Source organism: Amycolatopsis sp. NPDC049868, assembly GCF_044461365.1.
GTDB lineage: Bacteria > Actinomycetota > Actinomycetes > Mycobacteriales > Pseudonocardiaceae > Amycolatopsis.
In genome coordinates this window covers 366538-392706 of record NZ_JBITKV010000005.1, presented here as the reverse complement: position 1 = coordinate 392706, position 26169 = coordinate 366538, and the positions used below count along the sequence as shown (strand labels likewise).

Here is a 26169-nt window from a genome sequence, read left to right as displayed (position 1 = left end):
TTATTCACAACCATGAATGGACTTCACAAGTCCGTAATCGTCGTGCGAAACTCCCGTGACGCATTCCCACTGACGAATGGCGGGCATTGTGAGCGTTTCCCGGCGAACCCTCTTGACCACCGCGGCCGGTGCCGCCGTCGCGGCGACGACGATCACCCCGGCCGCCAGTGCGGCCGGGGAAGAAGCCGACAGGCTAAGGACTTTCCGCCGAACGGCCGATTACGCGGTGGCCAAGCTGCGAGCCGTCGCACCCGGCGTCACGGCCTTTCCGGAGATCACTCGATTCGAGAAATGGACCTATTCGCAGAACGGTGGCTGGATCGGCGGATTCTGGCCGGGCACTTTGTGGCTCGCCTCGATCCACAGCGGTGATCCGCTATTCCGCACGCTCGCCATGGCGTCGGCGGAAAAGCTCGCGCCACGCCAATACGAGACACGGGACCACGACCTCGGATTCCTCTTCTACCCGTCGTGGGTGACCGGCTGGCGGCTCACCGGCGACGAGAAGTGGCGCACCGGCGCGCTCAACGCCGCCGCGTCGCTCATCCAGCGCTACAACGAAAAAGGGCGGTTCATCCGGGCATGGGGCGCGCTCGGCACCCCGGGCAACGCGGGCCGGGTCATCATCGACACGATGATGAACCTGGACCTGCTGACCTTCGCGAGCAAGCAGACCGGAGACCCGAAGTACCTCGACATCGCCGTCTCCCACGCGAAGACCACCGAGCGGGTTTTCGTGCGCCCCGACGGTTCGACGCCGCACGTGTTCGACTTCGATCCGGACACCGGCACCGAGATCGGTCCGAACACCGTGCAGGGCTACAGCCCGACGTCCTGCTGGTCCCGCGGCCAGGCTTGGGGGATCTACGGATTCACCACGATGTACCGGCGCTCAGGCGACCCGCTGTTCCTGCGGACCGCGCAACGCCTGGCCGACTTCGCGCTGCGCGCGTTGACTCCGGACAACGTGCCCGTGTGGGATTACCTCGCACCGCAGGCGCCGCACGACATCAAGGACTCCTCCGCCGGCGCCGTGATGGCGTGCGGCCTGCTCGACCTGGCGAAGGTCGCGAACCGGCCGCACTACCGCGAGGCGGCGATCCGGATCCTCACCGCGTTGTGCGACACGTGCCTGACCACGAAATCCACACGCGCCGAGGCGATCGTGGCGCGGGGCACGCGCAACCGCCGGGCCGAGGACGGCGTCGAGGTTTCGTTGCCCTACGGCGACTACTACCTGCTGGAGGGCATTCTGCGGGTGCTGATGCCCCAGGAGATCGACCAGGCCATCGATCTGTCGAGCGGCTGAACCGGACGGGCTTCTCGCGACCGCCCGCACACCTCCGCGCGTGCCAGGAACGGTCCTTTCCTTGCAAAATTTGCCAGGAAAGGACCGTTCCTAGCAGTTTGATACTTATCTGTAAGGTTTTCGACCGGGTCGCGGGCCGGGTCCGTGAAGGCCCCCTTCCCTCGGCTCAGCCGAGGAAACTCGACCTTCACACCATCCCAAGTACATGAAGGCCCCCATCCTTGCGCCTAGGTACAGGAAGGGGGCCTTCATGTACAACCCGGCTCACGACCCCTGAGTGCTCAGTGACCACTGTGGTGCGCGTGGACCTTCGCGTGCCCCAGCCCGCGCCCGATCATCCACTTGTTCACCGGCACCGTCAGCACGAACGCGACAGCCAGCGAGAACGCCAGCGCACCCCAGAACAGCAGGCTCCCGAGCCCGGCCTCCATGGCGCCCGGCACCACCAGCATGACCGCGTTGTCGACGATCTCCATGACCGCGATCGACACGGTGTCGGCGGCCAGAGCCACCTTGAGCGCGGCACCGAACCGCAGGCCCGATTTCAGGACGCCGCGCATGGTCAGCGCGTAGCCGAAGACGAAGGCGAGCGCCACCGCGAGGACGATCGTCGCCAGGTTGCCGAGACCGAGCGCCGTGCCGACGACCATGCCGAGTACCTCACCGATCGCACAGCCGGTGAGGCAGTGCAGGGTCGCCGACGCCGCCATCGACCAGCTTGCTCCGTGCCGTGTGCCGTCCATGCGGGCACCATACCCCCTACCCGTATTAAGCGCGCGACGAGTCGCGACACATGGTCGCTCACCGTCACCCCCGAGGGCCGACTGGGTAATCGGCCCAGGTCGATGAACTCACTTCCGTAACCCTTTGCGCTCATCCGGTTGACCGGGGTAACCGGAGAGCCCTAGTTTCGCCGGAGGTCTCCACCGCGCGTAGACCGAACGGCTGGTTCAGATGGTTCCGTGACTATGGGGTGGAGATGCGAGGGCCGACGAAGACGCTCGTCGTTGCCACTGTGCTCGCTTTGAGCATGGTGTTCGGACTGGCGGGCTGCGAAGGCGAAGAACCGGCGGAAACGGCGGCCAAGCCGATCCGGATCGCGTTCGTGCCGAAGGTCGCGGGTATCCCGTACTTCGAGGCGATGAACACCGGCGGGCAGGCCGCGGCCAAGCAGCTCGGTGTCGAATGGACCTCGACCGGTCCGGTCACAGTGGATCCCGCGGCGCAGGTCTCGATCGTGCGCAACCTCGTCGACCAGCGGGTTGACGTCATCGCGATCGCGCCGAACGACCCCAGGGCGATCGCGCCCGCGATCACCGACGCGCGGGCCAAGGGCGTCCACGTGATCACTTCGGACACCGACGCGCCCGGCACCGATCGCGAACTCTTCGTCAATCAGGCGACCCCGGACGGCGTCGGCAAGGCGCTCACCGACGCGCTGATGAAGAAGATGGGGAACGCAGGCAAGTACGCGATCGTCTCCTGTGGCGAGACCGCCGAGAACCTCAACGCGTGGATCGCCGTCCAACGTGCGTATACCGCTACCGCGTACCCCCATGCCCAGCTCGTCGAGACGGTCTACGCCGGCGAGGACAAGGACAACGCCGCCGCGCTGGCCAAACAGCTGATGACCAAGTACCCGGACCTCACCGGCCTGGTCGGCGAATGCACGACGTCCGCGCCCGGCGTCGCCGAAGCGGTCCGCTCGCAGCAGAAGATCGGCCGCGTCTTCACCGTCGGCGTCGGGACACCCCAGGCGATCAAGCCGTACCTGCTGGACGGTTCCGCGTCGCTCTCGGTGCTGTGGAACGTGGAATCGCTCGGCTACCTCACCGCCTGGGCAGGCAAGCAGATCGCCGAGGGCAAACAGCCCGGCCCGTCGAACAAGGTCAACCTCGAACTCCCCGCGATCAAGTACGAGAAGGACACGAAGACGCTGCTGCTGGGCGATCCGCTCCTGATCACGCGCGAGAACGTGGACCAGTTCAAGTACTGACTCATCGGGCCCGCCGGACGGCACCGGCCGCCGCGCCACCGCCGAGGATCAGGACCAGCGCGGTCAGCCCCCAGCGCCGCTTCTCCTTCGTGCGGGCGTGCGAATCCACCGCCGCCGCCTCCTCCTTCTTCCGCTCCCTTGGCGACGCCGAACGAGACGGCTTCGGCACGGAAACGGACGGCGGCGGCACCACCTGGGGAGCGGAAGTGGGCGCCGGGCTCGACGACGGCGAGGGCGACGGCGAGGAAGTCGGCGTCGGGCTCGGCGAAGAAGACGGACTGGGCGACGGCGGCGTAGATGTAGGAGAAGGCGTGGGTGTCGGCGTCGGCTTGGGTGGTTCAGGCTTGGGCGGTTCGGGCTTGGGCGGTTCCGGTTTCGGCGGCTCGGGCGCGGTGAGACAGCCCGCGGCGTCCGAACCCGCCAGCGGCGGTCCCGAAAGCACCACGGTCACCTGTCCGCTCCGGTCCAGGCGGTAGAGCACGCTGCGCCCGCCGATCCGGTTCGCCGTGGCGTACAGCGCACCGTCGCGGCCGAGCACGACCGAGCCGTAGACGTCGGCGGGCGGGAAACGCGCGTCTTCGGCTTCACGGACCTTTCCGGACTCCGGGTCGATCGTGATCACGGCGCCCTTTCCGCGCCAGGTGGTGGAAACGCCGTAGAGCAGTCCGTTGTGGTACGCGAAATCGTTGACGTCGTGGGCGAGCGTGATCGGCCGCAGGAACACCGTCGCGATCACTCGCAGGTACCGCTCTCCCGGCGTCAAGTCCACTGTGTACAGTGTGCCATTCCTGAGCAGGTACCAGGAATTCCCGCCGATCGCGCCGGCGGTCACCCCCGCGACGGGACTCCACAGCGGCAGCCGGTTCCCGGCGCGGGTGATCGGGCCGAGGTCCAGGGTCTTCCCGTCTCGATCGATCGTCACCGCGTGCGCGCCCCGGCTGAGTCCTTCGGCGACACCGAAGACCAGGTTCCGTGTCGCGGAGTAGCCGAGCGCGTTGAGCCGGTAGCCCGGTTCGGTCACCCGTGACGTGGTGCCCGAGCCGACGTCGAGCCAGCGCAGCTTCGACTTCCCGTACGACCCGGTCTCCGCCTGCACCACCAGACAGGACTCGGCGGCCCGCGCGGCCATCGGCGCCAGGAGCGCCGACGCGCCCACCAGCCCGGCGACGGCCACCGTCGCCGCCGTCCGGGTCACCCCGTCCACAGTGCTCACCGGCTCAAGAGATCCTCGCCAGCGCGGCGGTGAAGGCGTCCGGAGGTATCCGCACGCCACCGCCGAACGGGTTCTGCAACTGGTAGATCGCGAACAACAGCAACGTGACCGTGCCGGCCAGAGTGGACACGATCACCAGATGCGCGGCCAGCCGGGTACCGCCGAACAGGTTGGGCAACAGCGCCGAGACGAGGCTGCCGAGAATGAGCGCGAACCAGACGACGCCGCCGACCCGGGAACCGGCGACCGCGTTGAGCCGATCCTGCCGCGCCTCGTAGACCTGCCAAAGCTGGGTGGACGCCTCGGCCTTGCGCTCGCGGAGCCAATCATCGTCCGACGGGGCCTTGTCCACCGCCTTGCGCAACCGGTCGAGCTGCGTCCAGCCGAGATCGGGGATGCTCGTCTGCCCCTCGGCCATCAGCGGCCATTCCTTCCGCTCGACCGTGGTGACGTACTCGGCGCTGAGCTTCCGCACCTCGTCCTTGACCTCGGGCCCCAGTGAATCGGCGGCCCAGACGGCGGCGACCAGGCTGTCCGCCTCGTGATACGAGCCTTCGCGCGCCGCACTCGCGGAGTCGAAGAGGGAGATGAGGATGAACGCCACCAGGACGGCGTGCAGCCCGCCGACGATGGTGAACACCTGGCCGGCGGCGTCGTTGTTGTCGGGCCGTCCCTCGTCCCAGCCGAACCTGCGGACGAGGTAGCCGATGAATCCCGCGAGGACCGCGGCACCGACGACCCAGGCGATACCGGTCAGGTAAATACCCATTCGAGTCCTTCCAGGCGGAGACTGCTGAAACTAGTTCACGCTTCACCGAACGGAAAAGACCGGTTGAATCAATTCATACAAGCGGCGGACGGAGACCAGTCGATCATCACCGGCTCGGCCCAATTTCTCACGACTCGAAACAATTTCCGATACACGCAGGAAAGGCCCGTCACCGGTCGGAGAGCGCGGCTTCACGACCGAGTGAGCGGCCACCACGAGACGTCACCGACCTTGCCGCGTACCGGCATTTCGCGCAGTGATGACACCCGATCGGCCGCATGAGGCCGCGCGTCCGGCCCAATCCGGCAAACAGGTGAACCTCTCCGTGAACCCGATCGAGCTGTTTGACCGGGCATTACGCCTTGCTATGTTGACGTTGCGCCCGCCCACTCGAATGGGTATCCGAGAATTGCGAAAAACTGCAGTTCACCGGGTCGACTGAAAGGGAGTCCGTTGACGACCATCGAGACCCATACCGGCGCCCGGCCCGCTGGGGAAGTACTGACCTGGAGCCGGAATCTTCTCGACCCGGCGCTGCGTGATGCCGTCGACGGATTGCCCGAGTCGATGCGGCTCATCGCCGGTTACCACTTCGGCTGGTGGGACGAACACGGCCGTCCGTCCACTTCGGACAGTGGGAAGGCGCTGCGACCCGCGCTGGCGCTGTTGTCGGCGCAGGCCGTCGGCGGTGACGCCGAAATCGCCGTCCCGGTGGGCGTCGCGGTGGAGCTGGTGCACAACTTCTCCCTGCTGCACGACGACGTGATGGACTCCGACACCACGCGGCGGCACCGCCCGACCGCCTGGACCGTTTTCGGCACCGGCGCGGCGATCCTCGCCGGGGACGCCCTGCTGTGCCGGGCCTTCGAGGTGCTGTCGCCCTTCGGGCAGACCGCGCTGCGGGTGCTCAGCACCGCCGTGATCGACCTGCTGGAAGGACAAAGCGCGGATCTGAAGTTCGAGGAACTCGGTGACGTCGACACCGCCGAATGCGTCCGCATGGCAGAGGGGAAGACCGGCGCGTTGCTCGGGGCGTCGTGCACGCTCGGGGCGCTCGCCGGGGAAGGGAGGGAGGATCAGGTCGACCGGCTGACCGAGTACGGGAGGGCACTCGGGCTGGCGTTCCAGCACATCGACGATCTCCTCGGGATCTGGGGTGATCCGGCGGTGACCGGGAAACCGGTCCACTCGGATCTTTCCAACCGGAAGAAATCCCTGCCGGTGGTGGCCGCGCTCCACTCTGGGACGGAAGCCGGGCGAGAGCTGGATGCCTTGTACCGCAAGGAAAACCTCGACGCCGCGGAATTGCCCCACGCGGCGGAACTGGTGGAACGGGCGGGCGGCCGGACGTGGAGCCAGGAGCAGGCCGACGCGCTCCTGACCGGCGCGCTGCACCATCTCGCCGTCTCGAACCCGGTGCCCCGCCCAGGCGCCGAGCTCGCGGCCCTCGCGAAACTGGTGGTGCGGCGACGATATTGAAGGCGGGCGCGGTAAGGCAGGGGTGGGCGGGGACGAGCCCACCCCTGTCCTTCTCAGGTCAGCGGCCGGGGCGGGTCAAGCCCTGGTCGCCGGCACCGCGGCTGAGAACGACCTCGTCGGTGGCCTTGAGCGCTTCCGCCCCGGCGTTCCCGGCCTGTCCCGCGGTCAGGTCGAGCAGCCGGATCGGCGGGCCGAGCTGGACCAGCGTCGGAACGTATTCGGCCTTGTCGACCTTCCAGCGTTCGCCGTCCCGCACGAACCGGAACCGCGCCGCGGCGCCCTGTTCGGTCGAGCCCTTCGGCTCCGAATGCCGGGCGACGCTGTTGCCGAGGCCGTAGGCGACCCATTTGCCGTTGATCTGCTCGAAGGGCTGCACGACGTGCGCGTGGTGGCCGATGATCAGGTCGATCGAGTCGTCGCCGAGGAGTTTCTTCGCCAGTGTGCGCTGTTCGGCGGTCGGGTCGTGCTGATACTCGGTGCCCCAGTGCAGGCTCGCGAGGACGACCTGGGCGCCGGCCTTCCGCGCGGCCTTGGCCTCGGCGATCACGTCTTCGGCGTCGATCTGGTTGACCAGCCAGGGTTTGCCCGCGGGCACCTTGATCCCGTTGAACCCGTAGGCGAAGGAGATCTGGGCGACCTTGACGCCGTTGACGTCGACGATCAGCGGCTTCTTCGCCTCTTCGGCCGAACGCGCCGAACCGGTGTGCTTGATCCCCGCCTCGTCGAGCTTGTCGAGGGTACGGGTCGCGCCGTCCACGCCCTGGTCGATCGTGTGGTTCGACGCCGTCGAGCAGTTGTCGTACCCGGTGTCCTTGAGCGCGTCGACGATTTCGGGCGGCGCGCTGAACGACGGGTAACCGCTGTACGGCCCGCCTTTGGGCGCGAGCGGGGTCTCAAGGTGGCAGATGCCGAGGTCGGCCCCGGAGATCAGCGGTTTGATCCCGGCCAGCAGCGGCCGGTAGTCGATCTTGCCGCCGCCGTCCTCCTTCGCCTGCTCGGTCAGCGCGGGATGGATCAGCACGTCGCCGGTGGCGACCACGGTGAACGACCCTTCCGGCGCCTGGCTCGCGCGCGGCGCTTCGGACGCGGCGGGCGGCGGCTGTTGCCCAGGGGTGCCGCTGCACGCGGAGAGCAGGACGGCGGCGCCGAGGAGGGCGGCGGTCTGACGGACGCGGGAGCTGAACATCGATTCCCTCGATCGGGTGACAGTCCCCACCATCCTGCCTTACGGGCAGTAGGCGCGACACTCAACCAAAGCCAACAAGAACGATCGGACAAACTTCGGACAAGTTCCACAGGATCGCTCGCGCTGCCGACCGGCGATTAGTACGACCAGAGTCGATGGTCGTGACCGGATCGCGCCTTGACGTCACCCGGAAGAGTGATTAGTAATACAAGTCACACTCTTTCGCCTCGCCCTGGGAGCATTCGATGTCCACAGCTTCGCACAGATCCCTGCCCTGGCGCATTGTTGGTTCTTGTTTGATTGCCGGTGTCGTACTGACCGGCTGCTCCTCCGGCAAAGAGGCCGCCGCACCACCGCAGCAGGCACCCGCGAGCGGCAAGGTCACCCTGTTCTACCTGCAGAAACAGGGCGACCAGCAGTACTTCGTCGAGCAGGCGCAGGGAGCGCAGGAGAAGGCGAAGGAACTCGGCGTCGAGCTCAAGGTCGTCAACCTCGGGCAGGACGCCAACAAGGCGATCACCGAACTCGACGCCGCGGTCGCCCAGGGCGCCAACGGCATCGCGATCGTCGTCCCGGACCAGGCCATCGGCCCGCAGGTGCTCGACAAGGCGAAGAGCGCGGGCATCCCGATCATCGCCTCCGACGACGTGATCAAGGACGGTGGTGGGACGAAGTCGCCGTTCGTGGGCTTCAACGGCTCCCAGATGGGCGACTCGGTCGGCAAGGAGGCCGCGAAGCTGTTCAAGGCGGCGGGCTGGACGGCCGCGGACACCAAGATCATCAGCGCCTACAAACAGGATCTGACGGTCTGCTCCGACCGCGTCACCGCCGCCAAAGCCGCCTTCGACAAGGACGCTGGAGCCCAGGTGCCGGTGATCGAGGTCGGCACCGACAACACCCCGGTCGACGCTCAGAACCGCACCGGCGCGGTGATCGGCTCGAACCCGGGCGTCAAGCATTGGGTCGTCTGGGGCTGCAACGACGAGAACGAGACCGGCGCCGTCACCGCGCTCGCGAACTCCGGCGTCCCCGCGGCCGACATCATCGGCGTCGGCCTCGGCGCCTACCTGACCTGCAAGGACTGGGCCGCGGGCAAGGACACCGGGAACAAGGCGGCACTGTTCATCTCCGGTGCCGAGGTCGGCCGCACGGCGATCCAGCTGCTCGTGGACAAGGTGAAGAACTCCAAGGAGCTTCCCCCGGAGACGATCGCGAAGACCCAGATCGTCACCAAGGACAACTACAAGCAGGCCGGCGTCAACTGCATCTGATCCCGCGTGGAGGCGGTTCCATGGCCACATCCGAACCCACGGCGGTGCTGACCGCCGAAGGGATCAGCAAACGGTTCTCCGGGGTGACCGCGCTCGACGGCGTCACCCTGGACTTCCGGCCCGGCGAGGTGCTCGCGCTGATGGGCGAGAACGGCGCCGGCAAGTCCACCCTGCTCCGGGTGCTCTCCGGCGACCAAGGCCCTGACGACGGGCACCTGCTGATCGGCGGCGCTCCGGTGACGTTCGACAGCCCGCGGGCCGCGATGGCCGCCGGGGTCCGGGTGATCTACCAGGAGCCGGAGATCATCCCGCACGTTTCGGTGGCGGAGAACGTCTTCGTCGGCGAACTGCCCGCGCGGGGACGGCTGGTCAACCGCCGGACCCTGCACCGGATGACGCAGGAAGCGTTGCGGGAGTATGGATTCGAAGGGGTGTTGCGGCCGGAGACGCTCGGAAACAGGCTGTCGCCCGCGCAACGCCAGCTGGTCGAGATCCTGCGGGTGCTCACCGCCTCGTCGCCACCGAAGCTCATCGCGTTCGACGAGCCGACGTCGTCGCTGTCCGAGCACGAGGTCGACGCGTTGTTCGCGCTGATCCGGCGGCTGCGCGACAGCGGGGTCGCAGTCGTCTACGTCTCCCACCGGATGAAGGAGATCTTCCAGCTCGCCGACCGGGTCGCCGTACTGCGTGACGGCGGCCTGATCGGCGTCGAGGACGCCGCCTCCACCGACGAGAACCGCTTGGTGCGCATGATGATCGGCCGCGATCTGTCCACTTTGGAGCGAAGGACCACGCAGGAGACCGGCCGCGTGGTGCTGCGGCTCGACCGGGTCAGCACCGACGACGTCACGGACATCTCACTGGAGGTCCGCGCCGGTGAGGTCGTCTGCCTCGCCGGGCTGGTCGGCGCCGGGCGTTCGGAACTCGCGCACGCGATCGTCGGCGATCTCCCGGTGCGCTCGGGAACCGTCGAACTCGACGGGAAACCGTTGCGTGCCCGCACTCCCGGTGACGCGGTCAAGGCGGGGATCGGGTTCGCGCCGGAGGAGCGCAAGACCGACGCGTTGCTGATGCAGCGATCGGTGCGGGACAACGTCTCCATCGCCGTACTGGACCGGCTGCGCCGGTTCCGGGTGGTGCGGCGGGCCAAGGAACGCGAACTCGTCGCCGAATACGTGCGCGAACTTCGGGTGCGGACGCCGTCGATGGAGCAGGAGGTCCGCAAGCTCTCCGGCGGCAACCAGCAGAAGACAGTGCTCGCGCGCTGGCTCGCGCGGCGCCCGAAGCTGCTGATCCTCGACGAGCCCACCCGCGGTGTCGACGTCGGCGCGAAGGCCGAGATCTACCGGATCATCGACGGCCTCGCCGCCGAAGGCATCGCGCTGCTGGTGATCTCGTCGGATCTGCCCGAGGTGCTGACCCTCGCCGACCGGATCGTCGTCCTGCGCGCGGGCCGGGTCGCCGGCGCCCTCGACCGGGACGACGCGACCGAAGAAGCCGTGCTGACCCTGGCCATCCCCGCCACCGAAGACACTGAGGAGATCGCCTCGTGACCACCATCGCCCAACCGGTGTCGCCGTTCCGCCGGACGGTGACCGCGATCGGCGTGCAGAACTCGAGCCTGCTGCTCACCCTGATCGCGCTGGTGATCCTGATGAGCTCGCTGAACGAGAACTTCTTCCGCACCAACAATCTGCTGCTGATCGGCAGCGCGATCACCATCATGGGCCTGCTGTCGCTGGTGCAGACCCTGGTGATCATCCTCGGCGCGCTGGATATCTCGGTCGGTTCGATGGCCGGGCTCGCGTCGGTGGTGTCGGCGATGGTGTTCACCTCGACCGGGAGTTCCGCGGTCGGCACCCTCGCCGCGATCGGCGTCGGTGTGGTGTGCGGCCTGGTCAACGGCATGATCATCATCTTCGGCCGGGTGAACCCGGTGGTCGCGACGCTGGCGATGCTGGCGACGTACAAGGGCATCGCGCAGGTGATCTCGGACGGCAAGGCGCAGGGCTACACCGGCGCCGACGACCTGTTCATCTTCCTCGCCAAGGGTTCGATCGCGGGACTGCCGACGCTGGTGTGGGTGTTCCTGCTCGTCGCGGCGGTGCTGCACTTCCTGTTGCGCTACACCGACATCGGCCGCAACATCTACGCCATCGGCGGCAACGACACCGCCGCGCGCCTCGCGGGGATCAACATCAACCGCTACATCATCGGCGTCTACGCCCTGGTCGGCGTCGTCGCGGCGATCGCCGGGCTGCTGATCACCGCGCGCACCGGCTCCGGGCAGCCGACGTCCGGCTCCGAAGGGCTCGAACTGCTGGCCGTCACCGGCGCCGCGCTCGGCGGCACGATGCTCAAGGGCGGCAAGGGATCCATCGTCAGCACCGTGCTGGCGGTGATCATCCTGGGCGTGCTCAACAACGGGATGTCCGGCCTCGGCGTCAACCCCTTCTGGCAGAACATGGCCACCGGGACACTGCTCGTCGTCGCCGTCGTGCTCCAGCAGGTCCGTAGCGGGGAACGCCGGGTCGGTCTGCCCGTATGACCCGGCATGCCCGGATCGTCGACGAGCTGGGCAGGCTGATCGTTTCCGGGGTTTTCGAGGTGGGGCGGCAGATCGTCCCCGAAGACATCGGGCGCCGGTTCTCCGCGTCGCGCACGGTGGTACGGGAAGCGTTGCGAGTACTGGAATCCAAGGGTTTGGTCGCGGCACGGCCACGGGTCGGCACCTGGACGCGGCCGCCGGAACAGTGGGACGCGATCGATTCGGACGTCATCGCCTGGCGGGCCGATGGCCCCGAACGCTCCCGTCAGCTCGCGGAACTGCGCGAACTGCGGTGGGCGATCGAACCGCGGGCCGCGAGGATGGCGGCGTGGCATCGCCGCCCGGTCGAACTCGCGGCCCTCGTCGCGGCGTACGGGTTGATGCGGGACGCCGCCGACGTCCGCGCTTTCCGGGAGGCCGACAGCGCCTTCCACACGGCCCTGCTGCGCGCGTCCGGCAATCCCTTGATCGCGCGCCTGCACGTCCCGGTCGTGGCGGCGCTGGACGAGGTCCCCGGTGACGACGTGCTGTCCGCGCATTCGCACGTCCTGGCCGCGGTGCTCGGGAAGGACGCCGACGGGGCGGAATCGGCGTCGCGGCGCTTACTGGACATCGTCACACCCGAGCCGGACGATCTCGCGTGCTTGAACGCCGAACTCACGTGATCAGAGACGGATCTCGCGTGCTTGGAAGCCGCACACGCGAGATCGGCTTCCAAGCACGCGAGTTCCGCCTTCAAGCACACGAGTTCGGCGTCTGAGCACGGCCCCTCAGGCCAGGCAGTCGCCGGGTTCTCCCCGGCGCAGCGCCGGATCCTCCTGCGGGAACGTCCGCGCCACCCCCGGCCCGCTGGATCGCGTCTCGAACCGGACGGTCACCCGGCCATGCCCGGCGCCCTGCACCCAGCCGGTGCCGAACTCGTCGTGCACGACGTCGTCCCCGGGCCGCCAGCTCGACGAGACCGCGGCGGCCACCGGCGCGGGCGCCCGCTCGACCACCGGCACGTCCGGTGCCGGGACCGAGAGCGTGAACAGCGGATCCTGATGCGGCACCGAGAGCCCGGACAACGCGACGCCGGCCAGCCGCACGCCGCCGAATTCGGCCGGGTCGATCAGCAGCCGTTCCGCCATCGCGGCGAGCTGGTCGAATTCGTCGGTGGGCGAGGCCATCGTCTCCGAACGTGTCACCGTGCTGAAGTCGGTGTGCCGCAGTTTCACCACCACCGTCCGCGCGACCCGGCCGGCGTTGACGAGCCGCCGGTGCGCGTGCACGGCGAGGTCGCGGACCTCGCGCCGCAGGCTCGGCAGGTCGATCAGGTCCCGGTCGAAGGTCGTCTCCGCACTGACCTGCTTGAGCTCCGCGCGGTCGGACACCGGCCGGTCGTCGACGCCGGTCGCGAGCCGCCGCAGGTCCCGCCCGACCACACTGCCCAAAGTGGACACCGCGTCGGCGTCGGAGAGCGCGGTCAGCTGCCCCAGGGTCCGGACGCCGATCGCCCGCAGTTTCCCCTCCGCCACCGGGCCGATCCCCCACAGCACCCTGGTCGGCAGCGGGGCGAGGAAGTCGCGTTCGGTGCCCTGGTCGACGACGAGCAGCCCGTCCGGTTTCGCCAGATCCGACGCGACCTTCGCGACCTGTTTCCCCGACGCCGCCCCGATCGACGCCACCAGGCCGATATCGGACCGGATGTGCTCCCGCAGGCGCGCACCGAACTCCCGCACGTCGTCCGACGACGCACCGGCCAGGGACGGCGGCTCCGCGAAGGCCTCGTCGAGAGAGATCCGTTCCAGCACGGGCGCGTACGTGGCGACGAGGTCGAACACGCGGGTACTCAGCAGTTCGTACAGTTTGAACCGCGGCGGCAGGATGACGCCGTTGGGCGGCAGCAACCGCCGGGCCTGCGACATCGGCATCGCCGATTTGATCCCGTGTTCGCGCGCCTGGTAACTCGCCCCGGCGACCACACCGCGCGGGCCCGCGCCGCCGACCAGTACCGGACGCTTGCCCAGGGTCGGCCTGGTCAGCTGTTCACAGGAGGCGTAGAACGCGTCCATGTCGAGGTGGATGACCCACCGGTCATGCCCGCCCATCGCCCGGCACTTCGAGAAGACGGTGCAGGGCCTTCGTGTACTCCTCGAACGCGGCCCGGCCACGGGTGGTCAGCTCGACCAGCGTCACCGGCGTGCGATGTTCGAAGGCCTTGGTGATCTCGACGTAGCCGGCGTCCTCGAGTTTGCGCAGATGTGTCGACAGGTTGCCCGGTGTCATGTCCAGCAGTTGCTGCAACCGCGGGAAGGTGATGCTGTCCCCCGGCCCCAGGCTCGACAGGGCCACCGTGACCCGCAGCCGCGCCTGCGCGTGGATCACCGGGTCGAGCTGGGGCAACCCGTCTTCGCTCATCGCGCCCGCACCAGGAAGACCAGCGACGCCACCAGGAAGCCACCGCCGCCCGCGAGGCTCAGTACGAGGAAGTTGTACGGTCCCCCGGCCAGCACGCTCGCCGCGCCGCACGCGATGATCCACCCGCCGAGGCCGTACTGCAGCTTGCTCTGCCACAGCATTCCGCCGGCGAGGTACATTAGGCCGGTCAGGACGAGCGAGGTCCCGGACCACAGCAACGGGACCAGGTCGGCGTCGAGGCCGAGCCGGATCAGCGCGGTGTTCACCACGGTCAGCCCGCCGAACGCGATCATCCAGCTCCACCCGTACATCGCCCCGACGAGCCGGGACGGGCCGCGGACGCCGCGGCCCGCGCGGATGCCGTAGATCGCCGAGTACGCCACGGCCCCGGCGAAGCCGGCGACGGTGATCACGGCGGCGACCCACATCGGCATCAGGGCGGTCGGCGGGGCGGAGACGTAGATCAGCCCGAAACCGAACAGCCACACCAGACCCCAGACGGCGAGCAGCACGGCCGGATTCGGCCCGATCTCGCGCCGGGTCCGCTCCGACTGCGTGGCGATGAGCGCGAGCGACTCCTCGGGCGTCATCGGCCGCTCGTCGCCGTCCCGTTCATCCTCCACCACTTGGGAAAACTAACACGGGTTCACAGTCTCGCCGTGTCGAGCCGGAACCTCGCCATCACCACGAGCGCGGGTACCACCAGCCACGCCGCGAGCACTCCGACGGCGGTCGGCATGCCCGAGCCGCCGAGCACCGGCGCGCGGCCGATCTCGCCGAGCCAGTACGTCGGCATGAGGTGCCCGGCGGTGTTCATCCAGCCGGGCAGGACCTGCAGCGGGATCCACAACCCGCCGAACATGCCCAGCGGCAGCATCAGCGCGCCGGTCACGGCCTGGACGGTGTCGCCCTTGCCGAACAGGCCGATCATCAGGCCCAGCACGGCGAAGGGCAGCGTCCCGAGCCACAGCGTGCCGAAGATCGTGAGCCACTGGCCGGTTTCGAGCCGGATGCCGCGGATCATCCCGGCCGCGAAGATCACCAGCAGGACGGGCAAGGCGACGAACAGTCCGGCCGACACCTTGACCATCAGGTAGCCGGGCGCCCGCATCGGCGTCAGCCGCAGGGTGCGCTGCCAGCCGTCGGTGCGCTCGGTGGCGACGCGGGTGCCGGTGAACAGCGCGGCGGTCATGGCGCCGTACGCGGCCATGTTCACCATGGTCACCGTCGCGGTCGAGATGCCAGGAGCGATCTCGCGGGCGCCGAAGATCCCGCCGAACAGCAGGAACATAGCCAACGGCATACCGATGGTGAACAACGCGAACTGCGGGCTGCGGACGATGCGCTTGATCTCCAGCGCGAGGTAGTTCAGGTTCATTTCAAGGCTCCTTCGGCCGCATCGGCGGTCAGCGCGATGAAGGCTTCTTCCAGTCCCACAGCGGTGATTTCGATGTTCGCGGCGAGCGGGAACTCCCGCAGCAGGCCGCGGATGGCGGCGTCGGAGTCGGCGCAGTTCAGTTCCGCGTGCCCGGCGCGCAGCACGGCTCGCGAGACCCCGGGCAACGCGGCGAGCGCGGCTTGGGTGGCATCCGGGACGACGGCACGCAGCACCCGCCCGGCGACCGCGGCCCGCACCTCGCCGACGGGACCGTCCGCGACGACCCGGCCGTGCCGCATGAGCACGACGCGGTCCGCGTAATCCTCGGCCTCGGCGAGGTAATGCGTCGCGAAGAGGACGGTGCGGCCCGTCTCGGTGTACTCGCGCATCGACGCCCAGAACCGGCGCCGACCGTCGACGTCCATGGCCGCGGTGGGTTCGTCGAGCACCAGCAGATCCGGATCGCCGACCAGCGCGAGCGCGAACCGGACCCGCTGCTGCTCGCCGCCGGAGAGCTTCCCGCAGCGGCGGTTCGCGTACTCGGTGACACCCGCCCGTTTGAGCACGTCGCGGACCGGCAGCGGATTCCGGTGCAGCGAAGCGAACAGGCCGACGAGTTCGGCGACCGTGGCGTCCCGCAGCAACGTCCCGTTCTGCGCCATCGCGCCGACCATCCCCCGGTCCATCGCCTCGGCCGCGCCGAGCCCGGCGACCCGGACCTGGCCGGCGTCCGGCCTGCTCAGCCCCAGCAGCATGTCGATGGTGGTCGACTTGCCCGCACCGTTCGGCCCGAGCAGCGCCACCACCTCCCCCGGCGCGACCCGCATACTGACGTCTTCTACGGCCAGGACGTCACCGAAGCGTTTGACCAGCCCTTCGAGGCTGAACGCGTCCCCCATGACTTTCCCCCTTCGAGCACTCTGAACTACAAAGCTCACTCGCACTTTGTAACACAAAGTCCCCTGCTCTGAAAACCCCATAGCGCGTGAAGGCCCCCTTCCCTCGGCTGAGCCGAGGGAAGGGGGCCTTCACGCGCATCCTTTAGGCGGGCACCCGGGAGGTGGCGGCCTGAGGAACCGAAGCGGGTGCCGGAGGCGGCACCGGGAGCGGCAGCGGCGCGCATTCGACGTCGGCCGTGCGCCCCGGCTTGCGGTCGGGCAGTGCCCCGGTCGCCAGGTAGTCGGCGATCCGGTTGTCGACGCAAGCGTTTCCGCGCGGGGTGATGGCGTGGCTCGTGCCACCCGGCTCACCGATCAGGCGAGCGCCGGGGAACCGGCTACGCACCTCGAGGCTGCCCTCGTACGGCGTCGCCGCGTCGAGCGTCTCACCGATCATCAGCACACTCGGCACCTTCGAGCCGTCGACCTTGACCGGCTTGGCGGGTTTCGCGGGCCAGTACAGGCAGGGCGCGTTGAACCAGGCGTTCTGCCACGTGAAGTACGGCGCCTTCCCATACGTCCGCCAGTTGTCGCGCTTCCACTGCTGCCAGCTCGGCGGCCACTTCACGTCCGTGCACTGGACGGCGAGGTAGACGGCGTATCCGTTGTCGTCGCCACGTCCGCCGAAGGCCTCGAACAGGCCCTTCATCGTCTGCCAATCGCCCTGGTTGACGAACTTCGCGAGCGCGTCGCCGAGCAGCGTCCAGCGCAGCTGGTAGTACGACGCCTGCTGGAAGACGTCGAGGAGTTCGTCCGGCCCGATGAAACCGCCCGCCGGGACGGCGGCCACCTTCTTCAGCTGCTCGTCGAAGACCTGCTTCACCGCGGCCTGTGTCTTGCCGAGGTGGTAGACGTCGTCGTGCTGAGCGACCCAGCCGAACCAGATGTTCAGGTTGACGTCGAAGGCCACGTCCTGGTTGAGGTTCGCCTGGTACCAGACGTTGCGGGGGTCCACAGTGGAGTCGAGGACCATCCGCCGGACGTGCTGCGGGAACAGCGTCCCGTAGACCTGGCCGAGATAGGTGCCGTAGGAGTACCCGTAGAAGTTCAGCTTCTCCACGCGGAGCGCCTTGCGGATACTCTCCATGTCCTTGACCGTGTCGGTCGTCTTGATGTTCTCCAGCAGCGCGCGGCTGTTCTTCTCCGCGCACGCGTCGGCGTAGGACTTCGAGCGCTGCAGCCAGGTCTTCTCCAGCTGCCGCGTCGTCGGCACGTAGTTCGGCCGGTTGTAGTCCATGTAGTCCGGGATGCACGAAAGCGCGGGCTTGCTGGAGCCGACGCCGCGCGGGTCGAAGCCGACCCAGTCGTAGGCGTCGCCGGCGTGGTTCGGCACACGCGTGCCGCGGGTGGCGAGCAGCAGCCCGGAACCGCCCGGACCGCCGGGGTTGGTGAGCATGACACCCTGGTACTGCGCCTCGGGTGTCTTGTGCTTGACGCGGCTGAGCGCGAGCTGGATCTTCTCGCCGCTCGGCCTCGAATAGTCCAGCGGAACGGACAGGTAACCGCATTCGGCGCCGGCCTTGATCAACGTCGGGTCGGTGCACGCTCCCCAGGTGATCGTCTCGACGGGCTGCGCCGCCTCCGCCGCGACTGCGGGCGCGGTCACCGCGACCGACGCGAGCGTGGCCGCGGTCAGCGCGGTGATGAGAACACGTCTCAAGGTTTCTCCCTTTCCCTCCAAAGGTGAAAGCCCCGAAACCCTATCCACGTCCATGACCTGCGGAAGCCTTCCGGCGAAGGTCCCTACCAACGGCGGGTCCCGATCGCGGCAAACCGGGCAACCGGTTAATCGGTTGGGAGGCCGCGCGGGGCTCGCTAGGCTGTCGATCATGATCTACTTCATCCGCCTGCGCACCGCCTGAGACGGCGTGACCGCAGGGCCGCCCGCGATCGGGAGGCCCCTTTTCTGCACGCCGTCTGACGTTCCTCCACGGATTCAGACAGGACATCATGCAGAAGCACATCGCCATGATCGGCTCCACCGCGCCGAGTCACATCTATCCCTCGTTGGCGATCATCCGTGAGCTGGTCGCTCGCGGGCATCGGGTCAGCTACGCCGTGGGCGAGCCGCTCACCGGGTTGATCGAACCGACCGGGGCCGAGGTCGTCGCGCACCCTTCGATCCTCCCGCTCGGCGATCAATCGGCGTGGCCGGAGGACCCGGCGTCGCAGATGCGGGTCTTCCTCGACGAGGGCATCCAGGCGATGCCGGTGCTCACCGATTTCTACGACGACAACCGCCCGGACCTGCTGCTGTACGACATCGGCGGGCTGCCGGCGCCGCTGCTGGCCAGGCGTTACGGTGTTCCGGCGGTCCAGCTTTCCCCGACCTACGTCGCTTGGGAAGGCTACGAGGAGGACATGGGCGAGATCATCACCGCGATCCGGACCTCACCGTCCGGAAAGGACTATTTCGCCACTTTCACCCGCTGGCTGAACGAGAACGGCATCGAGGCCGACGCCTGGGACTGGATCTCCCATCCGCCCCAGGTGCTCGCACTGCTGCCGAGGGCGATGCAGCCGAACGTCGAACGCGTGCCGTCGACGGTCCGGTTCGTCGGCCCGGCACTGGACCCGGAACGCCTCGCCGACCGGAGCTGGACCCCGCCGTCGAACGGACGGAAAGTCCTCCTGATGTCGCTCGGCACGGCGTTCACCGACCAGCTCGACCTGTTCCGCGCCTGTGTGGACGGGTTCCGCGACTCGGACTGGCACGTGGTCATCTCGATCGGCCAGACCGATCCGGCCGCGCTCGGGCCACTGCCGGAGCATATCGAGGTCCATCGGTTCGTGCCGCAGCTCGCGGTGCTGGAGGCCGCGTCGGCGTTCATCACGCACGCCGGTATGGGCGGCAGCACGGAATCGCTGTGGTACGGCGTGCCTGCCGTCGCGATCCCGCTGGCCACCGACGGCTTCGGCAACGCGGCGAAACTGGCCGAGCTCGGCGTCGGTGAACAGCTCCCGGCCGACGAGGTGACGGCCTCGACGCTGCGCGCCGCTGTCGAGCGGGTGGCCGGTTCGCCCTCGGTGGCCGCGCGGCTCGCCGAGGTGCGGGCCGAGACCCGGGGGAACGGCGGGATCGATCGCGCCGCGGACGCCGTGGAGTCCTTCCTCGCGTAGTCCCTTTGGGATGCTATGAACGGTCCGTTCCTTGCAAATTTTGCAAGGAACGGACCGTTCATGGCACGCGCGTCAGGTGCCCCGGATCTCGTTCAGGTAGTTGTAGATCGTGTACCGCGTGACGTCGAGTTCCCCGGCGAGGTGGTCCACCGAGTCCTTGATGAGGAAGAACCCCGCCTCGTCCAGTTCCCGGACCACGGCCGCCTTGTGCCGTTTCTTCATCAGGTCCACCGGGATCCCGGCCTTGGCCACCGCGCGCCCGACCAGGAACCGCTGCAGGCTGTCGACGTCGGGCGGGAACGTCTCGGGTTCGTGCCCGTTGGCCTTCGGCGCGCCGTCGGACAGCCGGTTGACGCACAGGCAGCCGATCGCGACCCCGTCGGCGTCCCGCAGGAACAACGTCGACGAGCGGATCGCGCGCCCGTCGGGGCCGTGGGTCTCGTAGTTCGTCAGATCCTGCGTGGTGCCTCGGCGAACGAGCCCCAGCAGCAGATCCGTCATCGGCCCGCCGACCGTCCGGCCGGTGAGGTCGCCCGCGATGGCGACGATCGAGTCCGGCAGCCTGCTCAGATCGTGCAGCAGGACTTCGTTGCCCGGCCCCAGCATCGCCGCGAGCGCGTGCACCGCCGGGACGAGCGCGGTGAGCAGATCCACGGAGGCCGCCGTCGCGACGACGGGTGTCTCGAAGACCCGAGCCGGTTTCTTCAGCCGCTCCAACGCCGAACGCACCTGGTCCGCCGCGCTCGCCGGAGTGGACGCGTGCGGCGACAGCCGGACGTGTTCCGGCCGCACGGTCGCCGCGATCCCGGCGTTCGCCAGCGCGGCACCCACCTGTTCGGCCGCGTGCCCCGGCAGCGTGAAGGCGAGGATCCCGGCCCGTCGCTCGACGGCCGAAACCACTTCACCACCGACGGATTTCACGACCTCTTCGAGTTCGCCGACCCGTTCGGCGATCCGGCCGGCGATGGCGCCGACGCCCGCTTCCTCGACCAGTTCCAGCGCGGCCGCGAACGCGCCCGAGGTGATCGGGCTCAGGTTCGAGATCGACCACGCGGCCGCGGTGTCGTCGGCCGGATGGATCTCGTCGTCGAACAGGCCGGGGTCGCGGGCTCCGGTCCAGCCGGAAAGGATCGGCTCCATCCGCTCCAGCGCGCGGTCGGACAGCACGGCGAAACCGGTGCCCCAGCCCGCCCGCAGCCACTTCTGCCCGCCGACGACGAGCACGTCCGCGACCTCCCACGGCGCCTCGGTCACGCCGAAGCCCTGGATCCCGTCGACCACGAGGAGCCTGTCCCCCACCACCTCGCGGATGGCCGCCAGGTCGGCGCGGTACCCGGTGCGGAAGTCGACCGCGCTCACGCTCACCAGCGACGTGTCCGGGGTCAGCGCCGCCTTGACCGCGTCCGCCGTGACGTTGCCCAGCGGCAGCCGCCGCACGGTCAGCCGTCCCGCCTGTTCCGCGCGCGCCCACGGGTAGGTGTTGGCCGGGAACTCCGCCGCCGACACCAGCGCTTCACCGCCCGGCGCGTTGAACGCGGCCTGGAACAGGCCGAGACTGGTGTGCGGCAACAGCACCGTGTGGTCGGTGTCGCTGCCGGACAGCCGCGCGGCGGCGGCCTTCGCCCTGGTCTCCTGCCGCATCAGGTCGTCCACAGTGGACGGACTGGCCTTGGTGGCGGCGTCGAGCAGGCTCGCCGTCGTGTCGAGCACGGCGTGCGACGGCGGGCCGAACCGGGCGAAGTCGAGGTACCCGGCGGGTTCGCCGAACTGCAGCAGGTACCGCGGCGAGATCCGCGTCATGCGAGGACCCTGGCCAGGAACTGCTTGGTCCGCTCGTGCTTCGGGGAGCTCAGGAGCTCCCCCGGCGGGCCGGTCTCGACGACCGTGCCGTCGGCCATGAACACCACCTCGTCCGCGGCCTCGGCCGCGAACCCCATCTCGTGCGTCACCACGACCATCGTCATCCCCTCCGCGGCCAACGTACCCATCACCGCCAGCACCTCGCCCACGAGTTCCGGGTCGAGCGCCGACGTCGGCTCGTCGAACAGCATCAGCTTCGGTTTCATCGCGAGCGACCGGGCGATCGCGACCCGCTGCTGCTGCCCGCCCGAAAGCTGCGCCGGGTACGCGTCGGCGCGGTGCGCGAGACCGACCCTGTCGAGCAGGTCGAGCGCCTGCTCCCGGGCTTCCTCCATGGGGACGCCGAGCACCCGCACCGGCCCCTCGACGACGTTCTGCAGCGCCGTCCGGTGGCCGAACAGATTGAACCGCTGGAACACCATGCCGATGTCGCGCCGCTGCCGGGCGACCTCGCGTTCCTTCAGCTCGTACAGCTTGCCGTCGCGCAGCCGGAACCCGATCGGCTCGCCGTCGACCCAGACCTGCCCGGCGTCGATCGTCTCCAGATGGTTGACACAGCGCAGGAAGGTGCTCTTTCCCGCACCGGATGGGCCGAGCAGGCAGACGACCTGTCCTTTGTGGACTTCGAGGTCGATTCCGCCCAGCACCTCCGTATGACCGTAGCTCTTGCGGACGCCGACGGCTTTGAGCAGCGGCTCAGACACGTTCACTCCTCACCAGCGGCGCGGTGCGCAGGGCCTTGGCGGCGCGGGAGAACGCGCTCCGCGACCGGTCTTCGGAGTCGAAGGCGCGCTCCAGGTAGTGCTGCCCCACCCCGGCGACGGTCACCACGACCATGTACCAGACCGCGGCGGCCAGCAGGGTCTCCATCACCAGCAGGTTGTTGGACGAGATGTTGTTGGCGGCGTGGATCAGTTCGGTCACGCCGATCACCGACGCCATCGACGTCCCCTTGAGCATGTTGATGAAGTCGTTGCCGGTCGGCGGGATGATCACCCGCATCGCCTGCGGCAGCACCACGCGGCGCAGTGTCGCGCCCGGCGACATCCCGATCGACTTGGCCGCCTCGGTCTGTCCACTGTCGACACTGTTCAGCCCGGCGCGGACGATCTCCGCCATGTACGCGCTCTCGTTGAGCGCCAAGCCGAGCAGCGCGGCGGTGAACGCGGTGATCAGCACGTTGGTCTGCTCGTGCAGCAGATAGCCGCCGAAGGGCAACGGGATCGAGATGAACTCGAAGACCAGCGCCAGGTTGTACCAGATCAAGATCTGCAACAGCACCGGAAGGCCGCGGAACAGCCAGATGTAGCCCGCCGCGAACCAGCGCGCCACCGGATTCGCCGAACGGCGCATCAGCGCGATCACGATCCCGATGACGATCGCCGCCCCCTGCGCGATCACCGCGAGCAGCACGGTGTTGAGCAGGCCGACCGCCATCACGCGGTACCAGAGGAACTCGGGGACCGAATCCCACTGGATCTGCGCGTTGCCCAGCGCGATCCCGAGCAGGACCAGCAGCACCAGGATGATCGCGGCACTGACCCAGCGGCCCCAGTGTTTGCGCCGGACGATCGGCAGCGGCTCAGCTTCCGCCATTGAGCTTCGCCTCCTTGAGCGCGCCCTGCTCGACGCCCCAGGCCTGGAGGATCTTGCCGTAGCCGCCGTCGGCGATCAGGGACTGCAGCGCCTTTTGGATCGACTCGGCGAGCGGCTTGTTCTCCTTGTTGACGCCGATCCCGTACGGTCCGCCGTTGATCGGCTCACCGGGGACGACCTCGAAGAACTTGCCCTCGCCCGCGGTCCGGGAGATGTACACCGCGCTGGGCAGGTCGTTGAGGATGGCGGCGACCCGGCCGGTGCGGAGCTGGTTCTGGTTCTGGGTGTCGGAATCGGTCGCGGTCACGGTCAGCGCGGGCTTGCCCGCCTGCGCGCATTTGCCGTTCTGCTCTTCGGCGAACTTCTGGTGGCTCGTCCCTTGCACCACCGCGACGTTCTTGCCGCACAACGTGTCCGCGCCGGAGATCTGGTCGGGGTTGCCCTTGCGGACCATGATCGTGATACCGGACGAGAAGTAGTCGACGAAATCGATCTGCGCCTGCCGGGTCTTCGTGTCGTTCATCGCGGCCATCGTGAGGTCGACACGGCCGGACTGGAGGCTCGTGATCAGCGAACCGAACGCCATGTCCTGGTGGTGCACGGTGACGCCGAGTTTCTTGCCGATGGCCTTGGCGAGATCGACCTCGTAGCCGATCGGGGTCTTGCCGTCGGCGGCGTAGAAGTTGTTGGGCGCGGACTGCAGGTTCGAAGCCAGGTGCAGCATCCCGGCCTGCGCGTACTTCGCGGGCAGGGTGCCGGCGACGGCGGCGTCCTTCTGGACGGCTTCGATCAGCGCGGTCGTGTCCGGGATCGCGGCGGGTGCGCCTCCCGACGCGGGTTCCTGGCCGCCGGCGCCGTCGGGCCCGCCTCCGCAGGCCGCGGTGACGAGCGCGGCCAGGCCGGTGAGCACGGCCAAGCGCCAGGTTCGGTTCAGGGTGAGCGGCGTCGACGGCATGACGGACCTCCACGGTGCCTCGGGTGGTCGCCGACGCTACAACTGGCTGTTGAAGAGGTCAACTACGTGTTGAAATCTTGTCCGGTCAGATGTCATGAAAGGGTCGTTCAGGACAAAAGATGTCCTGAACGACCCTTTCCTGACACTTCAGCGAGCGGGATCAGACCGCGACGTAGTTCCCCGAGAGGATGAGCAGGACCTGCACGGTGATGCCGGTGCCGTAGTAGTCCTTGGCATTCGGCGACCAGGTGGTGATCGAGGTCCACAGCTTGTCCAGCCAGGCCTGGCTGCCCGGGTCGTTCATCGCCGCGATGGCGAACGACGCGGTGAAGCACGGGTGCTGCCCCGTCTCGCCCGGAAGCTTGGCCCCGGACAGCGTGTAGCCGGTGGTGATCTTGGCCGGGTTGCCGCCGGTGTTCTGCTGGATCCAGGTGTTCATCTTCCGCACCTGCCCCTGCGCGGGACTGCCCGAGACGGTGATCCCGTCGACGCCGAGCCGCCACGGGTCACGGCAGGCGTTGTAGGCGTAGTGCGGGTCCTGCTTCTCGAGGAAGCCGTCCGGAGCGGGCTTCGGCGTGGCGTTGGTGTTGACGACGAAGTCCGGGATCAGGCCGGTCTTCGGCGCGTACTTCTCCTGCAGCTGCGTGACAGCCTTCTCCTGCCGGGCCCGCACCTGCCCCCAGAACGAGTCCCCGGTGGCCTTCTCGAACGCGCGAAGGTGCCCCGGCATCCAGTCCGAGGAGCGCGAGCCGTTGACGTACTTGCCGCTGTCGGCCCAGTCCGCCAGCCGCATGAACTTGGTGTCGGGGTTGACCTCGCTGCGCTTGATCGCCTTGATGATCCGCAGCGCCTCGGCCTTGTAGTCGACCGAACCCCCGCTGCCCCAGACCTTGTCGGCGATGAGCAGGCCGTAGGCGATCTCGAGATCGCCATCGGTCGCCGAGTCGCTGCCGTTGACGCTCTTGCAGTTCGAGTCCTGTTCGGCGGCGTGCAGGTCCTTGTCGATCACGGACGGGTGCGCCTTCACGAACTTGAGGATGCCGTCGAAGACCGTGCGCGCCTGCGGATCCTTGGCGCCCATCATGGCCGCGATGGTCATGCCGTAGCCCTGACCTTCGGCCACGAAGGCATGGTCGGCGTCCGGCGCCTTGACCGCGTAAGTGCCCGTGCCGCACTTGGTGGTCAGGAAGTTCTTCTTCCAGTAGTCGTAGTACTTGGCCAGCGCCGCGTCCTGCACGGACTGGGCCACCGAAGGACGCAGAACGCCTGGCAGGTAAGGGGTTCCCTGAGTGGTCGCCGCGGTGGCGGGGGCGGTCGTGGCGACCAGCCCGGCGGTCAGCGCGGCCGCGGCCAGCACTGTCCGAACGGTCTTTCTCATGGTTCCTCCGGAAACGTCGTTGGTGGCGGCGGCGCGTTCCGAGAGTGACATCCGGATCGGGCAAAAACAAGAGAGTTAAGAAAGTTTCCTTACTATTACCTCAAATGACGCCTCTGTGAACAGTGCCCTAGCGTTGGCACCATGAAGATCGACCTGAGCGAACGCGGCGAAGCCTTCCGGGAATTCTGGACCGAGCGGCATCTCGCCACCCTGACCACCGTCCGCCCGGACGGAACCCCGCACGTCGTCGCGGTCGGGGTCACGGTGGACTTCGAGGCCGGGATCGCCCGGGTGATCACGTTCCGCTCGTCCAAGAAGGCCCGCCTGGTCAAGGAAGCGGGCGAAAACGGCATTCCGGTCGCCGCCTGCCAGCTCGACGGGCCCCGGTGGTCCACTTTGGAGGGACGCGCCGTGCTGCGCGAAGACCCGGAGTCCGTGCGCGACGCCGAGAATCGCTACGCCGCGCGCTACCGGCAGCCCAAGCCGAACCCGGAACGCGTGGTCATCGAGATCACCGTTGCCCGGGTGCTCGGCAACGCCTGACCTGACGAGCGTTCTGGTGGACCGGTATTCGCCTACCTGCTGGGCTTGACCTCGTCCCGCTGTCGTGGTGGAGCCGATGTCGGCGAGTGGGGAGGATTGGGGACGTTCAGTGTCCCTAATCCTCCCCACTCGGCAGCGAACCAGGCCGTACGAGCTTCCCCTCGACGACCGCCGAAACGTCACATTCGCCCTGCTCAGACCCCACCCGGCCTTGACTTGACCTTCGGCCC

24 protein-coding genes are annotated in these 26169 nt (G+C 68.3%); 9 read left to right on the top strand and 15 right to left on the bottom strand.

Annotation, left to right across the window (positions count from 1 at the left end; genetic code table 11):
• Positions 1-88 precede the first annotated feature (88 nt).
• Entirely contained in the window at positions 89-1309 is a 1221-nt protein-coding gene (locus tag ACIBTM_RS23445; RefSeq protein WP_395879205.1) for a glycoside hydrolase family 88 protein, read from the top strand.
• A 281-nt stretch (positions 1310-1590) separates the two neighbouring features.
• Here ACIBTM_RS23445 and ACIBTM_RS23440 read toward each other — a convergent pair whose 3' ends face one another.
• Complete coding sequence (locus ACIBTM_RS23440) at positions 1591-2019, bottom strand: DUF4396 domain-containing protein (protein WP_395879407.1); 429 nt, start codon at positions 2017-2019, stop codon at positions 1591-1593.
• A 269-nt stretch (positions 2020-2288) separates the two neighbouring features.
• Between ACIBTM_RS23440 and ACIBTM_RS23435 the strand changes: the two genes are divergently transcribed.
• Positions 2289-3305, top strand: coding sequence for an autoinducer 2 ABC transporter substrate-binding protein (locus tag ACIBTM_RS23435; RefSeq protein ID WP_395879204.1), 1017 nt, complete (start codon positions 2289-2291; stop codon positions 3303-3305).
• 1 nt (position 3306) lies between these two features.
• Here ACIBTM_RS23435 and ACIBTM_RS23430 read toward each other — a convergent pair whose 3' ends face one another.
• Together ACIBTM_RS23430 and ACIBTM_RS23425 are read right to left on the bottom strand one after the other, a co-directional pair.
• On the bottom strand, positions 3307-4518 hold the full coding sequence (locus tag ACIBTM_RS23430) for a DUF6923 family protein (protein WP_395879203.1): 1212 nt from the start codon (positions 4516-4518) through the stop codon (positions 3307-3309).
• A 4-nt stretch (positions 4519-4522) separates the two neighbouring features.
• Positions 4523-5287, bottom strand: coding sequence for a hypothetical protein (locus ACIBTM_RS23425; RefSeq protein WP_395879202.1), 765 nt, complete (start codon positions 5285-5287; stop codon positions 4523-4525).
• Positions 5288-5740: 453 nt separating this feature from the next.
• On the opposite strand from ACIBTM_RS23425, the gene ACIBTM_RS23420 reads away from it, so the two are divergent.
• Complete coding sequence (locus ACIBTM_RS23420; protein WP_395879201.1) at positions 5741-6766, top strand: family 2 encapsulin nanocompartment cargo protein polyprenyl transferase; 1026 nt, start codon at positions 5741-5743, stop codon at positions 6764-6766.
• 58 nt (positions 6767-6824) lie between these two features.
• Here the strand turns inward: ACIBTM_RS23420 and ACIBTM_RS23415 are convergent, their stop codons facing one another.
• A complete protein-coding gene (locus tag ACIBTM_RS23415; RefSeq protein WP_395879200.1) occupies positions 6825-7952 on the bottom strand; it encodes a CapA family protein in 1128 nt (375 codons plus the stop codon).
• A 296-nt stretch (positions 7953-8248) separates the two neighbouring features.
• On the opposite strand from ACIBTM_RS23415, the gene ACIBTM_RS23410 reads away from it, so the two are divergent.
• The 4 genes from ACIBTM_RS23410 to ACIBTM_RS23395 are packed head-to-tail and all read left to right on the top strand — an operon-like array spanning position 8249 to position 12436.
• Complete coding sequence (locus ACIBTM_RS23410; protein WP_395879199.1) at positions 8249-9223, top strand: substrate-binding domain-containing protein; 975 nt, start codon at positions 8249-8251, stop codon at positions 9221-9223.
• Positions 9224-9243: 20 nt separating this feature from the next.
• Entirely contained in the window at positions 9244-10776 is a 1533-nt protein-coding gene (locus ACIBTM_RS23405) for a sugar ABC transporter ATP-binding protein (RefSeq protein ID WP_395879198.1), read from the top strand.
• Entirely contained in the window at positions 10773-11771 is a 999-nt protein-coding gene (locus ACIBTM_RS23400) for an ABC transporter permease (RefSeq protein ID WP_395879197.1), read from the top strand. Before ACIBTM_RS23405 ends, ACIBTM_RS23400 begins: the two co-directional genes overlap by 4 nt.
• Positions 11768-12436, top strand: a complete 669-nt coding sequence (locus ACIBTM_RS23395) for a FadR/GntR family transcriptional regulator (RefSeq protein ID WP_395879196.1) — start codon at positions 11768-11770, stop codon at positions 12434-12436. Before ACIBTM_RS23400 ends, ACIBTM_RS23395 begins: the two co-directional genes overlap by 4 nt.
• Positions 12437-12541: 105 nt before the next feature.
• Here the strand turns inward: ACIBTM_RS23395 and ACIBTM_RS23390 are convergent, their stop codons facing one another.
• The 6 genes from ACIBTM_RS23390 to ACIBTM_RS23365 all read right to left on the bottom strand — a co-directional run bounded on the left by ACIBTM_RS23390 (position 12542) and on the right by ACIBTM_RS23365 (position 18147).
• Positions 12542-13861 (bottom strand): DNA polymerase IV, encoded by a 1320-nt coding sequence (locus ACIBTM_RS23390; protein WP_395879195.1) that lies wholly within the window; start codon positions 13859-13861, stop codon positions 12542-12544.
• Positions 13848-14171 carry a transcriptional regulator gene (locus tag ACIBTM_RS23385; RefSeq protein ID WP_034320046.1) on the bottom strand — a complete coding sequence of 108 codons (324 nt, stop codon included), beginning with the start codon at positions 14169-14171 and terminating at the stop codon, positions 13848-13850. The genes ACIBTM_RS23390 and ACIBTM_RS23385 overlap by 14 nt, the downstream gene beginning before the upstream one ends.
• Entirely contained in the window at positions 14168-14797 is a 630-nt protein-coding gene (locus ACIBTM_RS23380) for a hypothetical protein (RefSeq protein WP_395879194.1), read from the bottom strand. Before ACIBTM_RS23380 ends, ACIBTM_RS23385 begins: the two co-directional genes overlap by 4 nt.
• Positions 14798-14817: 20 nt before the next feature.
• Positions 14818-15549 (bottom strand): ABC transporter permease, encoded by a 732-nt coding sequence (locus tag ACIBTM_RS23375; RefSeq protein WP_395879193.1) that lies wholly within the window; start codon positions 15547-15549, stop codon positions 14818-14820.
• Entirely contained in the window at positions 15546-16448 is a 903-nt protein-coding gene (locus ACIBTM_RS23370) for an ABC transporter ATP-binding protein (RefSeq protein WP_395879192.1), read from the bottom strand. Before ACIBTM_RS23370 ends, ACIBTM_RS23375 begins: the two co-directional genes overlap by 4 nt.
• Positions 16449-16590: 142 nt before the next feature.
• Positions 16591-18147, bottom strand: a complete 1557-nt coding sequence (locus ACIBTM_RS23365; RefSeq protein ID WP_395879191.1) for an alpha/beta hydrolase — start codon at positions 18145-18147, stop codon at positions 16591-16593.
• Between the two features lie 290 nt (positions 18148-18437).
• On the opposite strand from ACIBTM_RS23365, the gene ACIBTM_RS23360 reads away from it, so the two are divergent.
• Positions 18438-19607, top strand: coding sequence for a macrolide family glycosyltransferase (locus ACIBTM_RS23360; protein WP_395879190.1), 1170 nt, complete (start codon positions 18438-18440; stop codon positions 19605-19607).
• Positions 19608-19679: 72 nt separating this feature from the next.
• Here the strand turns inward: ACIBTM_RS23360 and ACIBTM_RS23355 are convergent, their stop codons facing one another.
• The 5 genes from ACIBTM_RS23355 to ACIBTM_RS23335 form a co-directional block, all read right to left on the bottom strand.
• A complete protein-coding gene (locus ACIBTM_RS23355; RefSeq protein ID WP_395879189.1) occupies positions 19680-21407 on the bottom strand; it encodes an aminotransferase class V-fold PLP-dependent enzyme in 1728 nt (575 codons plus the stop codon).
• Positions 21404-22171, bottom strand: a complete 768-nt coding sequence (locus tag ACIBTM_RS23350) for an amino acid ABC transporter ATP-binding protein (RefSeq protein WP_038518001.1) — start codon at positions 22169-22171, stop codon at positions 21404-21406. Before ACIBTM_RS23350 ends, ACIBTM_RS23355 begins: the two co-directional genes overlap by 4 nt.
• The gene (locus ACIBTM_RS23345) at positions 22164-23063 is read right to left on the bottom strand and encodes an amino acid ABC transporter permease (protein WP_395879188.1); all 900 of its coding nucleotides are present in this window, start codon (positions 23061-23063) and stop codon (positions 22164-22166) included. The genes ACIBTM_RS23350 and ACIBTM_RS23345 overlap by 8 nt, the downstream gene beginning before the upstream one ends.
• Entirely contained in the window at positions 23050-24018 is a 969-nt protein-coding gene (locus ACIBTM_RS23340; RefSeq protein WP_395879187.1) for an ABC transporter substrate-binding protein, read from the bottom strand. The genes ACIBTM_RS23345 and ACIBTM_RS23340 overlap by 14 nt, the downstream gene beginning before the upstream one ends.
• Before the next feature lie 160 nt (positions 24019-24178).
• Complete coding sequence (locus ACIBTM_RS23335) at positions 24179-25396, bottom strand: glycosyl hydrolase family 8 (protein ID WP_395879186.1); 1218 nt, start codon at positions 25394-25396, stop codon at positions 24179-24181.
• Between the two features lie 141 nt (positions 25397-25537).
• Between ACIBTM_RS23335 and ACIBTM_RS23330 the strand changes: the two genes are divergently transcribed.
• Complete coding sequence (locus ACIBTM_RS23330; RefSeq protein ID WP_395879185.1) at positions 25538-25939, top strand: PPOX class F420-dependent oxidoreductase; 402 nt, start codon at positions 25538-25540, stop codon at positions 25937-25939.
• Positions 25940-26169: the final 230 nt, after the last annotated feature.